At 66.7% G+C, this 11,859-nt stretch carries 15 protein-coding genes; 6 read left to right on the top strand and 9 right to left on the bottom strand.

Going from position 1 to position 11,859, the window contains the following annotated elements:
* Positions 1-7: 7 nt before the first annotated feature.
* Positions 8-1,336 carry a DEAD/DEAH box helicase gene (locus KF707C_RS09145; RefSeq protein ID WP_004422143.1) on the bottom strand — a complete coding sequence of 443 codons (1,329 nt, stop codon included), beginning with the start codon at positions 1,334-1,336 and terminating at the stop codon, positions 8-10.
* A gap of 143 nt (positions 1,337-1,479) precedes the next feature.
* Between KF707C_RS09145 and KF707C_RS09140 the strand changes: the two genes are divergently transcribed.
* Positions 1,480-1,881 carry an NUDIX hydrolase gene (locus tag KF707C_RS09140; protein WP_004422142.1) on the top strand — a complete coding sequence of 134 codons (402 nt, stop codon included), beginning with the start codon at positions 1,480-1,482 and terminating at the stop codon, positions 1,879-1,881.
* Here the strand turns inward: KF707C_RS09140 and rarD are convergent.
* From rarD to KF707C_RS09125, 3 genes are all read right to left on the bottom strand, one after another.
* Positions 1,852-2,748: an EamA family transporter RarD gene (gene rarD / locus KF707C_RS09135; RefSeq protein ID WP_004422140.1), complete on the bottom strand. Its 897-nt coding sequence runs from the start codon at positions 2,746-2,748 to the stop codon at positions 1,852-1,854. The two genes, KF707C_RS09140 and rarD, sit on opposite strands and share 30 nt — an antisense overlap.
* A 330-nt stretch (positions 2,749-3,078) precedes the next feature.
* Positions 3,079-3,678 (bottom strand): FMN-dependent NADH-azoreductase, encoded by a 600-nt coding sequence (locus KF707C_RS09130; protein WP_004422139.1) that lies wholly within the window; start codon positions 3,676-3,678, stop codon positions 3,079-3,081.
* A gap of 158 nt (positions 3,679-3,836) precedes the next feature.
* Entirely contained in the window at positions 3,837-4,151 is a 315-nt protein-coding gene (locus tag KF707C_RS09125) for a hypothetical protein (protein ID WP_004422137.1), read from the bottom strand.
* 110 nt (positions 4,152-4,261) lie between these two features.
* Between KF707C_RS09125 and KF707C_RS09120 the strand changes: the two genes are divergently transcribed.
* The 5 genes from KF707C_RS09120 (at position 4,262) to KF707C_RS09100 (ending at position 8,977) form a co-directional block, all read left to right on the top strand.
* The gene (locus KF707C_RS09120; protein ID WP_004422135.1) at positions 4,262-5,188 is read left to right on the top strand and encodes a LysR family transcriptional regulator; all 927 of its coding nucleotides are present in this window, start codon (positions 4,262-4,264) and stop codon (positions 5,186-5,188) included.
* Between the two features lie 15 nt (positions 5,189-5,203).
* Positions 5,204-6,013: an alpha/beta fold hydrolase gene (locus KF707C_RS09115; protein WP_004422133.1), complete on the top strand. Its 810-nt coding sequence runs from the start codon at positions 5,204-5,206 to the stop codon at positions 6,011-6,013.
* A complete protein-coding gene (locus KF707C_RS09110) occupies positions 6,007-6,561 on the top strand; it encodes a peptidylprolyl isomerase (RefSeq protein WP_004422131.1) in 555 nt (184 codons plus the stop codon). The genes KF707C_RS09115 and KF707C_RS09110 overlap by 7 nt, the downstream gene beginning before the upstream one ends.
* 57 nt (positions 6,562-6,618) lie before the next feature.
* A complete protein-coding gene (locus tag KF707C_RS09105) occupies positions 6,619-8,451 on the top strand; it encodes an ABC transporter ATP-binding protein (RefSeq protein WP_004422129.1) in 1,833 nt (610 codons plus the stop codon).
* A 241-nt stretch (positions 8,452-8,692) separates the two neighbouring features.
* Entirely contained in the window at positions 8,693-8,977 is a 285-nt protein-coding gene (locus tag KF707C_RS09100; protein WP_004422127.1) for a DUF2790 domain-containing protein, read from the top strand.
* Here KF707C_RS09100 and KF707C_RS09095 read toward each other — a convergent pair whose 3' ends face one another.
* From KF707C_RS09095 to KF707C_RS09080, 5 genes are all read right to left on the bottom strand, one after another.
* Positions 8,978-10,105, bottom strand: coding sequence for a GNAT family N-acetyltransferase (locus KF707C_RS09095; protein ID WP_004422125.1), 1,128 nt, complete (start codon positions 10,103-10,105; stop codon positions 8,978-8,980).
* 103 nt (positions 10,106-10,208) lie between these two features.
* Positions 10,209-10,325 carry a cytochrome c oxidase subunit CcoM gene (ccoM, locus tag KF707C_RS30010; protein WP_003456538.1) on the bottom strand — a complete coding sequence of 39 codons (117 nt, stop codon included), beginning with the start codon at positions 10,323-10,325 and terminating at the stop codon, positions 10,209-10,211.
* Between the two features lie 407 nt (positions 10,326-10,732).
* Positions 10,733-10,888: a hypothetical protein gene (locus KF707C_RS29440; RefSeq protein ID WP_003456537.1), complete on the bottom strand. Its 156-nt coding sequence runs from the start codon at positions 10,886-10,888 to the stop codon at positions 10,733-10,735.
* Positions 10,885-11,481 (bottom strand): alpha-ketoglutarate-dependent dioxygenase AlkB family protein, encoded by a 597-nt coding sequence (locus tag KF707C_RS09085; RefSeq protein ID WP_003456536.1) that lies wholly within the window; start codon positions 11,479-11,481, stop codon positions 10,885-10,887. The genes KF707C_RS29440 and KF707C_RS09085 overlap by 4 nt, the downstream gene beginning before the upstream one ends.
* A gap of 40 nt (positions 11,482-11,521) precedes the next feature.
* Positions 11,522-11,818 (bottom strand): hypothetical protein, encoded by a 297-nt coding sequence (locus KF707C_RS09080; RefSeq protein WP_003456535.1) that lies wholly within the window; start codon positions 11,816-11,818, stop codon positions 11,522-11,524.
* Positions 11,819-11,859 lie beyond the last annotated feature (41 nt).

Raw genomic sequence — 11,859 nt, 5'->3', positions numbered from 1 at the left:
GACCGAATCAGTCCTCGACCTTGCGGCGTTTCAGGGGTGCCAGGCCATCGTTGCTGACCACGCGGGATTCCTCGCGGGGCTTGCTCGGCCGGCGTTTGGGCGCGGCGGACTTGGCGCTGGGCTTCTTGTCGCCCTTCTTGTCGGTCTTTTTCTTTTTCACGCCCACGGCCTTGCCGGAGGCCTTCACCTTCTTCGGGCCGTTGTAGCTGCCCTTCAGCTCCTTGATGACGCGACGCTCGAAACTCTGCTTCAGGTAGCGCTCGATGCTCGACATCAGGTTCCAGTCGTTGTGGCAGATCAGCGACACCGCCAGGCCTTCGCCACCGGCACGACCGGTGCGTCCTACCCGGTGCACGTACTCGTCGCCGGAACGGGGCATGTCGAAGTTGATCACCAGGTCCAGGCCCTCGATGTCCAGGCCACGGGCGGCCACGTCGGTGGCCACCAGCACCTTGGTGCCGCCCTGTTTCAGGCGCTCGATGGCCAGCCTGCGGTCCTTCTGGTCCTTCTCGCCGTGCAGCACGAAGGCCTTGTAGCCCGCCGCCACCAGGTGGCCGTAGAAGAGGTCGGCCTGGGCGCGGGTATTGGTGAAGACTATGGCTTTCTGGTAGGTCTCGTTGGCCAGCAGCCAGCGCGCCAGTCGCTCCTTATGCTCCGGGTCGTCGGCCGTGATGATCTGCTGGCGGGTGCCCTCGTTGAGCTGATCGATGCTGTTCAGGCGCAGGTGCAACGGGTCGCGCAACACCTGGTTGGACACCTCGCGCAGGGCGTTGCCGCCGGTGGTGGCGGAGAACAGCAGGGTCTGCTGGCGGTTGGCGCAGAGTTCCGTGATGCGCTGCATGTCCTCGGCGAAACCCATGTCGAGCATGCGGTCCGCCTCGTCCAGCACCAGCACCTCCACTTCGCGGAGGTCCACCGTGCCGGCGTTGAGGTGCTCGATCAGGCGGCCCGGGGTACTCACCAGCACGTCCGGCAGCTTGCGCAACATGGCGGCCTGGACCTTGAAGTCCTCGCCACCCGTGACGATGCCGGACTTGATGAAGGTGAACTGGGAGAAGCGCTCCACTTCCTTCAGGGTCTGCTGGGCCAGTTCGCGGGTCGGCAGCAGGATCAGCGAGCGGATGCGCTCACGGGGCTTGGCCTCGCCGATCAGGCGGTTGAGCAGCGGCAGGACGAAGGCGGCGGTCTTGCCGCTGCCGGTCTGGGCGGTCACCCGCAGGTCGCGCCCTTCCAGGGCCGGCGGAATGGCCGCCACCTGCACCGGCGTCGGCTCGACGAATTTGAGTTCGGCAACGGCCTTGAGCAGACGTTCATGCAGGGCGAATTGGGAAAACACGGGTGCTACCTCGGTCGAGAGCTTGAAAAACAGCTGCATAGGTTACCCGGAGTCGCGCCCGAACGCGCGATTTCCGAATGACAGGGTGCAGGAAACCTGAGGTAGGCTTCGCACCCCGCCTCCACCGCCCGACCCGAGACACCATGACCACCCTGCACATCGCCGCCGCCTGCCTCCTGGACCCCAACGACCGCCTGCTGCTGGTGCGCAAGCGCGGCACGCACGCGCTGATGCTGCCCGGCGGCAAGCGCGAGCCGGGAGAAAGCCCGGTCCAGGCGCTCCAGCGCGAGCTGGAGGAGGAACTCCACCTCCGCCTGGAGGCCGCCACGCTCACCCCGCTCGGCCGGTTCCAGGCGCCCGCCGCCAACGAGGCGGACACCTGGGTGCAGGCGGATATCTTCATCGCCCGCCTGCACCAGCCCGTGGAAGCGGCCGCCGAACTGGAGGAACTGGCCTGGCTGGCGCCCGGTGAGCCCCTGCCGGACAACCTGGCGCCGTTGCTGCGCGATCAGGTGCTAAAGGCCTTGCCTGGCCTGCTTGCGTAGCAGGTTCGCGCTGTCCCAGCCGATCAGCAGCACCGCCAGCCAGATGGGCAGGTAGGTCCAGAGCTGGGCGGGGTTGAACGCCTCACCGAGAAAGGCCACCGCCACCGCGAAGAGCAGCACCGGCTCCACGTAGCTGAGGATGCCGAACAGCCCCAGGGGCAGCAGCCGACTGGAAGCCATCATCGCCGCGAAGGCCAGGGTCCCCAGCAGGCCGAGGCCGGGCATCAGCCACCAGAGCTGGGGCGCCTGGTCGAAGGCGCCGGGAGGCGAGAAGCTGAGGATCAGCCAGATGGCCAGCGGCGCCAGCACCAGCATTTCCAGGATGAACCCGGATAGCGCGTCCAGGCGCATCCAGCGACGCAGCATGAAGTAGGGCGGATAGCCCAGGGCGGTGACCAGGGTCAGCCAGGAGAAGGCGCGGGTCAGCCAGAGCTCGTGGAGCACCCCGGCCAAGGCGCAGATCACCGCCAGCAGTTGCAGGGGCCGCAACCGCTCGGCATAGAACACCCGGCCCGCCAGCACCATCGCGAGCGGCAGCAGGAAGTAGCCGAGGGACACCTCCAGCATCCGCCCCTGCAGCGGCGCCCAGAGGAACAACCCCCATTGCAGGCCGATCAACACCGCCGCCAAGGGCAGCGCCGCCAGCAGCAGCGGCTCACGCCGGAGGCGGCCGAGCACCGCCACGAAGGTCGGCCACTGCCGGGTCAGCAGCAACAGCAGCAGCACTGCCGGAATCGACCAGAGCACCCGCTGGGCGAACACCTGAACCCCGTCGAGGGGCGCCAGCTCACGAACGTAGCCAGGCATCAGGGCAAAGAGTATGGAGGCTGTCACGGACAGCGCGACACCGCGGCCGGAAAGCTTCATCTGCGCCTCGGCGGGTGGGACATAGAAGGAATCATCGGGGCCTCGCAAAACAGCCGGCGAACATACGCCTTCCTTGCGTCCCGCGAAAGATTAGCAACGGGAAATTCTGACCGACCGGGCAGCACCGCCGTCCACATTGTTGAAAACGGCATCCCCGGTGACGGGCCCGCGCTCGTCACGACAGGGGGAACCGCCTGCCCCCATCCAGCAGCAGGGAGCGGGTGCTGGCAGACGCCACCATCATGAAAAAGCCCGATCTGCATCAGATCGGGCAGGGAAGGTGCGCCCAAGGAGCGGTGCGCACCTGCAGGAGCGGGGAGCGTGACCGAATCAGGCCACCTGGGCCAGTTGCGCCTTGGCCGAGGCCAGTCCTTTTTCCTGGAACTCGTTGCCCATGTTCAGGCCTTCGGCATGGATGAAGGTCACGTCATGGATCCCGATGAAGCCCAGGGCCTGGCGCAGGTAGGGTTCCTGGTGGTCCAGCGGGCCGCCGGCGTAGATGCCGCCACGGGCGGTGAGGACGAAGGCGCGCTTGCCGGTGAGCAGGCCCTTCGGACCGGTCTCGGTGTAGGTGAAGGTGACGCCGGCGCGCAGCACGTGGTCAAGCCAGGACTTGAGGGTGCTGGGAATGGCGAAGTTGTACATGGGCGCGGCGAGCACCAGCACATCGGCATCCAGTACTTCCCCGGTCAGCAGGTTGGAGCGGGACAGGGCGGCCTGCTCGGCGGCGCTCTGCTCCTCGGCGGGCTTCATCCAGCCCCCGAGCAGGTCGGCATCCAGGTGCGGCACCGGCTCGGCGGCCAGGTCCCGAACCACCACCTCGTCCACCGGATGCGCCGCCTTCCACTGGGCGATGAAGTCCTGGGTGAGCTGGCGGGAAACGGAACCGTGCTGGCGGGCGCTGCTTTCGATGACGAGTACGCGGGACATGGGGGCTACCTCCATCGGGGGTTGATCGTGTCGATGGGGCGCAGGTTATGACGTCATTAATCGATTAAAAAGCGTAAATTTCCACTTCAATCAATCTATAAAGTTGATTTATTGCAGGCCGGGCACTAGGCTGCTTCCTGTGCCCTCCCCCGAGTGGATCAGCGAGGATTGCAGGTCAGCTTGATCCGCAGCTTGATCACCGCACGATTGAAATTGGCGGTCAGGTAGGCGCTCTTGCCCGCCTCGATCACGGCCTTGCGCACCTTGGGGGTTTCCGGTCCGTTGACGAACACCACCCGGCATTCGGCGGTCGAGCCACCGATGTTCTGGATATTGATGGCGGCCAGGTTGTTGTCGATGTCGGTGGTGTCGTAGACGATCTCCGCGCCGTTGACCTGCTTCTCCACCTCGATGGGATAGGCGAAGGCCAGGGCGGGCAGCAAGGCGATCAGGGCACAGCAGCGTTTCTTCATGGGGCGTTCTCCAGGGCAGAGGGCGCCAGAGTAGCAGAGCGTTACACGGGGCAGCAGCGTCATGGACGCGCCCGATTCGCCGATATCAGTGACAAGAGGAGCAGCAGAGCATGAAAGCCCCCCGCGTAACCCTGGACCAGTGGCGCACCCTGCAGGCGGTGGTGGACCACGGCGGCTTCGCCCAGGCGGCGGAGGCCACCCATCGCTCCCAGTCCTCGGTGAGCTACACGGTGGCGCGCATGCAGGAACAGCTGGGGGTGCCGCTGCTGCGCATCGAAGGCCGCAAGGCGGTGCTGACCGAGGCCGGCGAGGTGCTGCTGCGCCGCTCCCGACAACTGGTGAAGCAGGCCAGCCAGCTGGAAGACCTGGCCCACCACATGGAGCAGGGCTGGGAGGCGGAAGTGCGCCTGGTGGTGGACGCGGCCTACCCCAACGCCCGCCTGGTGCGCGCCCTCACCGCCTTCATGCCGCAAAGCCGTGGCTGCCGTGTGCGCCTGCGCGAGGAAGTGCTTTCCGGCGTCGAGGAGGTGCTGCTGGAAGGGTCGGCGGACCTGGCCATCACCGGCCTGGACATCCAGGGCTACCTGGGGGCCGGCCTCAGCGACGTGGAGTTCGTCGCCGTCGCCCACCCGGACCACCCGCTGCACCGCCTGCAACGCCAGATCAACTTCCAGGACCTGGAAAGCCAGCTGCAGGTGGTGATCCGCGACACCGGTCGCACCCAGCCGCGCGACGTCGGCTGGCTGGGCGCGGAACAGCGCTGGACCGTGGGCAGCCTCTCCACCGCCGCCAACTTCGTCAGCAGCGGCCTGGGCTTCGCCTGGCTGCCGCGGCATATCATCGAGCGCGAACTGCATGAGGGGCAGTTGAAGCCGCTGCCCCTCGAACAGGGCGGCAACCGCTATGCTTCGTTCTACCTCTATTCCAACAAGGACAAGGCCCTGGGGCCGGCGTCGCAGATCCTGGTCGAACTGATCAAGACCTTCGACTCCGTCCCGCTGGACGCCCCCTTCGCCGCCCCGCTCCCCAGCGCCTGACTGGAGGTCGCCCCGATGTCCTATTTCGAGCACGACGGCTGTCAGTTGCACTACGAGGACTATGGCCGCGGCATGCCGGTGGTGCTGGTCCACGGCCTCGGCTCCAGCATCCGCGACTGGGAGTACCAGATCCCCGCCCTGGCTGGCCGCTACCGGGTCGTGGCCCTCGATGTGCGTGGCCACGGCCGCTCCGACAAGCCCCGGGAGCGCTACAGCATCGCCACCTTCTCCGAGGATCTGGTGGCCCTGATCGACCACCTGGGCCTGGTGGACGTGCATCTGGTGGGGATCAGCATGGGCGGCATGATCGGCTTCCAGCTGGCCGTGGACCACCCGGAGCTGCTGCGCAGCCTCACCATCGTCAACAGCGGCCCGGAAGTGAAGGCACACACCCCCGGGGATTACTGGCAGATCGCCAAGCGCTGGAGCCTGTCCCGACTGCTCAGCCTGGAGCAGATCGCCAAGGGGCTCGGCCGCCTCCTCTTTCCCCTGCCGGAGCAGGCTGACCTGCGCCGCAAGGTGGAAGAGCGCTGGCCGCAGAACGACAAACGCGCCTACCTCGCGGCCCTCGACGCCATCATCGGCTGGGGCGTGCGGGAACGGCTGCGGCGCATCCAGTGCCCGACCCTGGTCGTCACCGCCGACCGCGACTACACCCCGGTCGCCCTGAAGGAGGCCTATGTGAAGGAACTGCCGGCTGCGCGCCTGGTCGTCATCGAGAACTCCCGCCACGCCACTCCCCTGGACCAACCTGAACGTTTCAACACCACCCTGCTCGACTTCCTCGACGAAGTGGAGCGCAACAAGGACCAAGCACCATGCTGAAAAAACTGCTCCTGGGCGCCGCCGCCCTGCTCGTCTCGCTCAACCTGATGGCCGCCGACAAGCCCCACGTACTGCTGACCACCAGCGCCGGGGAAATCGAGGTGGAACTGGATGCCGACAAGGCGCCCGTCAGCGTGAAGAACTTCCTCGACTACGTGGACGCCGGTTTCTACAACGGCACCGTGTTCCACCGGGTGATTCCCGGCTTCATGATCCAGGGGGGCGGCTTCGACACCCAGATGGAACAGAAGGAAACCCGCGAGCCGATCCGGAACGAGGCCGACAACGGCCTGCGCAACGCGCGCGGCACCCTGGCCATGGCCCGCACCCAGGACGTGAACTCCGCCACCAGCCAGTTCTTCATCAACCACAATGACAACGCCTTCCTCGATCACGGCGCCCGCGACTTCGGCTACGCCGTGTTCGGCAAGGTGGTGCGCGGCATGGATGTCGTGGACCAGATCGCCAAGGTCCCCACCGGCAACCGCGGCATGTTCCAGAACGTGCCCCTGCAACCGGTGGTGATCATCTCCGCCAAGCGTCTCTGACGCACGCGTCGGTCCGGGCAGGACGCCCGGGCCGATCCCCTCCCGGATGGATTCGTCATGCTCTTCCAACGCTTCGAGCGCCTGATCGACGTCTTCCGCCCGGCGCCTGACCAGATGCCCCCGCGCAGCGTGCTGCGCTTCTATATCCACTACCTGCGCCAGGTCTGGCCGCTGTTCGCCGCCCTGCTGCTGGTGGGCCTGGCGGTCGCCCTGATCGAGGTTGCGCTGTTCAGCTTCCTCGGCCGTATCGTCGACCTGGTCCAGGCCACGCCCACGGGCGAGCTGTTCCGGCGACACGGCGCGGAACTGGCCTGGATGACGGTGGTGGCGCTGGTCCTGCGGCCCCTGTTCAACGTCCTGCATGACCTCTTGGTGCACCAGAGCATCACCCCCAGCCTGACCAACCTGATCCGCTGGCAGAACCACCGCTATGTGCTCAAGCAGAGCCTGGGATTCTTCCAGAACGACTTCGCCGGACGCATCGCCCAGCGCATCATGCAGACCGGCAACTCCCTGCGGGATTCCTCTGTCCAGGCCGTCGACGCCCTCTGGCACGTGGTGATCTACGCCCTCAGCTCGCTGGTGCTGTTCGCCGAGGCGGACTGGCGCCTGATGCTGCCGCTGATGGCCTGGATCGCCGGCTACGTCGCCGCCATCGCCTGGTTCGTGCCCCGGGTCAAGCTCCGCTCCATCGCCTCCTCGGACGCCCGCTCGCAACTGATGGGGCGCATCGTCGACGGCTACACCAACATCACCACCCTCAAGCTCTTCGCCCACACCCGGGAAGAGGAGGACTACGCCCGCGCCGCCCTCGACGAGCAGACCCGACGGACCCAGGCCATGGAGCGGGTCATCACCACCATGGACGCCACAGTCACCACCATGGGCGGCCTGCTGATCGTCGGCACCTGCGGCCTCGCGCTGTGGCTCTGGGACCAGGGGCTGATCAGCGTCGGTGCCATCGCCCTGGCCACGGGACTGGTGATCCGCATCATCAACATGTCCGGCTGGATCATGTGGGTGGTGACCGGCATCTTCGACAACATCGGTCAGGTCCAGGACGGCATGCAGACCATCTCGGTGCCGCGCCAGGTGGTGGACCGGGCCGATGCCCAGCCCCTGCGGGTGGAACGGGGCGAAGTGCGCTTCGAGGAAGTGAGCTTTCACTACGGCAAGGGGAGCGGCGTGATCGAAGGCCTGGACCTGGTGGTGCGGCCTGGCGAGAAGATCGGCCTGGTGGGCCCGTCCGGCGCCGGCAAGTCCACCCTGGTCAACCTCCTGCTGCGGCTCTACGACCTGGAGGGCGGGCGCATCCTGATCGATGGCCAGGACATCGCCGGGGTGACCCAGGAAAGCCTGCGGGCGCGCATCGGCATGGTCACCCAGGACACCTCGCTGCTGCACCGTTCCATCCGCGACAACCTGCTCTACGGCCACCCCGGCGCCAGCGACGCCGACCTGCAGGATGCGCTGCGCAAGGCCCGCGCCGACGGCTTCGTCCCGCAACTGTCGGACGCCAGCGGTCGCCATGGCCTGGACGCCCACGTGGGCGAGCGCGGGGTGAAGCTCTCCGGCGGCCAGCGCCAGCGCATCGCCATCGCCCGGGTGCTGCTCAAGGACGCCCCGATCCTGATCCTCGACGAGGCCACCTCGGCCCTCGACTCGGAGGTGGAGGCCGCCATCCAGGAAAGCCTGGAAAGCCTGATGCAGGGCAAGACGGTGATCGCCATCGCCCACCGCCTGTCCACCATCGCCCGCATGGACCGCCTGGTGGTGCTGGACCACGGGCGCATCGTGGAAAGCGGCACCCACGCCGAGTTGCTGGCCCACGGCGGCCTCTACGCACGGCTCTGGCAGCACCAGACCGGCGGTTTCGTCGGGGTGGAATAGCGCGCCTGGCCCCTGCAAGGGGATCTCTCGCAGCAGGCGTCCGGTTGGTATCCCGCTAGACCCGATCCGGAAAAATTTCCGAACCTGCGACAAACGGTCGCAACCTCTCAAGCACGGGCACGCCCGGGCGATCAAAAAGCGACCAGGCCGGGACCGCCGGAAAGGACCGCTGAACTAACCGTTCTCGACGGGTCAGATGAAGTCCCTTGTCAGCGAAACCCAACAGAGGAATACAAGCCCTATGAAAATGGCCTCGGTTGTCAGCGCCCTGCTCTCCAGCCTCGCGCCCAGCGTATTCGCCCAGGAAGGCCTGCAGAATCCGGGAACCGGTGTCGCGCCGGTGGATTATCACTACGGAATGGAAATCGACGTCCAGAAGGTGCTGCACCGCACCGATACGTCCGACAAGATCGGCGTCGTCCCCGTGACCCTCGTCTACGAAGACAGCGAGGGCGAAATCCACAAGATCCGCTTCCTCGAATGGGGCGGCACCAGCGGCAGCAACGCCACCAGCCAGATCAGCTGATCAGGCCCGCCGAAACGGCAGCAGGTCCCGCGCCTCCTCGGCGTAGGCCCGCACCCCCGCCCGCTCCTGCACCAGGAAATCCTCCACCGCGGCCCGCAGCCCCGGATGGACCAGCCAGTGCCAGGAGCGGGTGATCACCGGCTCGAAGCCCCGGATCAACTTGTGCTCTCCCTGGGCGCCGGCATCGAAACGCTGGAGCCCGGAAGCGATGGCCAGCTCGATGCCCTGGTAGAAACAGGCCTCGAAGTGCAGCCGGTCGAACTCCGCCAGGCACCCCCAATAGCGCCCGTAGAGGGTGTCGCCTCCCAGCAGCGAAAAGGCCATGGCCACCGGCCGACCCTCCTGCCGCGCCAGCACCACGCGAATCGCCTCCGGCATCCGCCCGGCCAGCAGGCTGAAGAACATCCGGGTGAGATAGGGCGCCTGCCCCCGCACCCGGTAGGTGTTGGCGTAGCAGGCATGGATGAAGTCCCAGTCCGCCTCCAGCAGCTCATGGCCGGAGAGCCACTGGAACTCGATCCCCTGCCCCGCCACCTGATCCCTTTCCTTGCGAATCTGCTTGCGCTTGCGCGAGCTCATCGCATCGAGGAAGTCCTGGAAATCCCGGTAGCCGTGGTTGCGCCAGTGAAACTGGCAACCCAGGCGCTCCAGCCAGCCGGTGCGCCCGGCCAGGTGCCGGTCGACAAGATCGTCGGTGAAATTGATGTGCAGGCCGGACAGGTCGTCGTCGATCACATCGGCCACCGCCGACTCCAGCAACTCCACCGCCGCGCCGTCGTCCACCGCCAGCAGGCGCGCGCCACTCACCGGCGTGAAAGGCACGGCCACCAGCAACTTGGGGTAATAGCGGATGCCGGCTCGCTGGCAGGCGTCGGCCCAGGCCCAGTCGAACACATACTCACCGTAGGAATGGCCCTTGAGATAGGCCGGCATGGCCGCCCGCAACCCGCCCTGCCCATCCCGCAGCACTTGATGCGCCGGATCCCAGCCGCTGCGACCGCCGACGCTGCCGCTGTCTTCCAGGCTGGACAGAAAGGCGTGACGCAGAAAAGGCTGCTCATCCGGCAGCAGGGCATCCCACTGCAGGGGGTCGAGTTCGTTCAGGCGGGAGAGTGTCTGGATCGGCATGGCGCCAGTCTGGCGCGGGCCGCGAAGGAAGAAAAGCGGGAACAAAAAAATGGGCGACCGAAGTCGCCCGAGGTGCCTTGCGTGCCTGTAAACCCGGAGTGACTCAACGCGACTTGCGTTTGTGGGAGTCCTTCCAGATGAAGTAACCAACGCCGGCGAAGAAGGCGACCATAAGACCCACGGTGCCGATGCCTGCGAGTACCACTGTATCGACGAACATGATCTGCCTCCTGCGTTTGGCGTTGTTGCTTCGATGGGTTCAAGTTACCGCCGGCCCCCGGTTTGAAAATTGACCTGGATCAATGGCCGCCGAGGGCCTGAGGGGAGCCTGCCGCGATACTGATCCAGGTCAATTTTCAGGGGGTGTGGGGAGGGAGGGACTTCCCGGGGAAAGGGGCCGTCCGTAGGGTGTGCCATGCGCACCGCCCAGATTCCGCCTTGCCCCCGGATCTCATCCTGACAACGGCTGAGCGCAGCCGAGCCCCGGTGTCCCGGACGGGGTGCGCAGGGGTTTCACTTGTAGCGGAGCCACCCTGCAGGCTCCGCGACTCGACTCGTCACCAGCAGCGCCGATGGCTCGTTGTCACGCTTCAGGACGGCCGTGCGCCGCGCCCGAGAGAACGGGGCTCAGCGCTTCTTCGGCTTCTTGCCTTTCTTGCCCTTGGGCAGGGGCATGGCCTGCTCGAACGCCTTGCGCATGTCGTTCAGGCGCCGGTCATGGACATCATGGATGCGCTTGTCGCGCTCGGCGCCGAAGTCGATCAGGTTGTCGTCGTTGCTCATCTGCGGATCCAGCGGAAGGTGAGGTTGAGGCGAGGGGCGCAGGGGGTGCGGGTCCTGGCCACCTGATGCTGCCAATAATGCTGCGTCGGCCCGCTCATGACCAGTAGGGCGCCATGCCCCAGCTCCAGGGAGTGCTCGATGCGGCCGCTGCCCTTGCGGCGCAGGTCGAAGCGCCGGGTGCCGCCGAGGTTGAGGGACGCCACCAGCGGGTTGCGCCCCAGCTCGGGCTCGTCATCGCTGTGCCAGCCCATGGCGTCCTGGCCATCGCGGTAATGGTTGAGCAGCACGCCATTGAGCGGCTGTCCCACCGCCTCCACCACCCGTGCGCGAATCTCCGCCAGCAGTGGCGTCCAGGGCAGCGGGTCGTGGGTCAGGCCGGAATAGCGGTAGCGTGCCCCGGGGTCGCCGTACCAGGCGACCTGCCGGGGCACTGGATGGTAGCGCCCATGAAGCTGGACGCAGGGCTGCTCCCAGGGTGTCTCGAGCAGGAGCCGGGCCAGCCAGTCGCTGGCCTCCGTCGCGTCGAGGAATCGGGGCTCGAAGCGCAGTTCGGCATCGGGAAGCTGGAGAGGCATATCGTCGAACAGGTCCAACGGCGTCGGCTCCTGAGGTGGGGAGAACAGTCTGCGACCGTCAGACCTCGATATCCACCCAGAGCCCCTGCCTCGGCAGCTCCTCCAGCCCCGCGCGGTCCTCCGTGGCCACCTCGCCGTCCGCCAGCTCCTGGGGCGTGTAACCGCGCCGCTGTCGCCGCCGCTGCTCTTCGCGCAACAGCTCCTCCGCCTCCTGGGGATGGCGCTTGTCCAGGTTGACCGCGCTCTCCTGGGCGCTTTCCTGAAGGGGTGTGACAGGGGGGATATCCGGGCGCGGCTTGACCGCATCGTGCTGGGCGGAGACCGGAAGCAGGCTCTGGGGAATGGGCGGCAACATGGGATGGGCCCTCCTTTAGTCAGTCTGTCGGCCGTTGCGGG

This window comes from Pseudomonas furukawaii (assembly GCF_002355475.1).
GTDB lineage: Bacteria > Pseudomonadota > Gammaproteobacteria > Pseudomonadales > Pseudomonadaceae > Metapseudomonas > Metapseudomonas furukawaii.
This window is presented reverse-complemented; position numbering and strand designations above follow the sequence as displayed.

Coding starts and splice junctions, on each gene's coding strand:
- KF707C_RS09100 (WP_004422127.1), top strand. CDS start 8,693: ATGAAAATGGCCTCGGTTGTCAGCGCCCTGCTCTCCAGCCTCGCGCCC.
- KF707C_RS09115 (WP_004422133.1), top strand. CDS start 5,204: ATGTCCTATTTCGAGCACGACGGCTGTCAGTTGCACTACGAGGACTAT.
- ccoM (WP_003456538.1), bottom strand. CDS start 10,325: ATGTTCGTCGATACAGTGGTACTCGCAGGCATCGGCACCGTGGGTCTT.
- KF707C_RS29440 (WP_003456537.1), bottom strand. CDS start 10,888: ATGAGCAACGACGACAACCTGATCGACTTCGGCGCCGAGCGCGACAAG.
- KF707C_RS09110 (WP_004422131.1), top strand. CDS start 6,007: ATGCTGAAAAAACTGCTCCTGGGCGCCGCCGCCCTGCTCGTCTCGCTC.
- KF707C_RS09095 (WP_004422125.1), bottom strand. CDS start 10,105: ATGCCGATCCAGACACTCTCCCGCCTGAACGAACTCGACCCCCTGCAG.
- rarD (WP_004422140.1), bottom strand. CDS start 2,748: ATGAAGCTTTCCGGCCGCGGTGTCGCGCTGTCCGTGACAGCCTCCATA.
- KF707C_RS09130 (WP_004422139.1), bottom strand. CDS start 3,678: ATGTCCCGCGTACTCGTCATCGAAAGCAGCGCCCGCCAGCACGGTTCC.
- KF707C_RS09125 (WP_004422137.1), bottom strand. CDS start 4,151: ATGAAGAAACGCTGCTGTGCCCTGATCGCCTTGCTGCCCGCCCTGGCC.
- KF707C_RS09140 (WP_004422142.1), top strand. CDS start 1,480: ATGACCACCCTGCACATCGCCGCCGCCTGCCTCCTGGACCCCAACGAC.
- KF707C_RS09105 (WP_004422129.1), top strand. CDS start 6,619: ATGCTCTTCCAACGCTTCGAGCGCCTGATCGACGTCTTCCGCCCGGCG.
- KF707C_RS09080 (WP_003456535.1), bottom strand. CDS start 11,818: ATGTTGCCGCCCATTCCCCAGAGCCTGCTTCCGGTCTCCGCCCAGCAC.
- KF707C_RS09120 (WP_004422135.1), top strand. CDS start 4,262: ATGAAAGCCCCCCGCGTAACCCTGGACCAGTGGCGCACCCTGCAGGCG.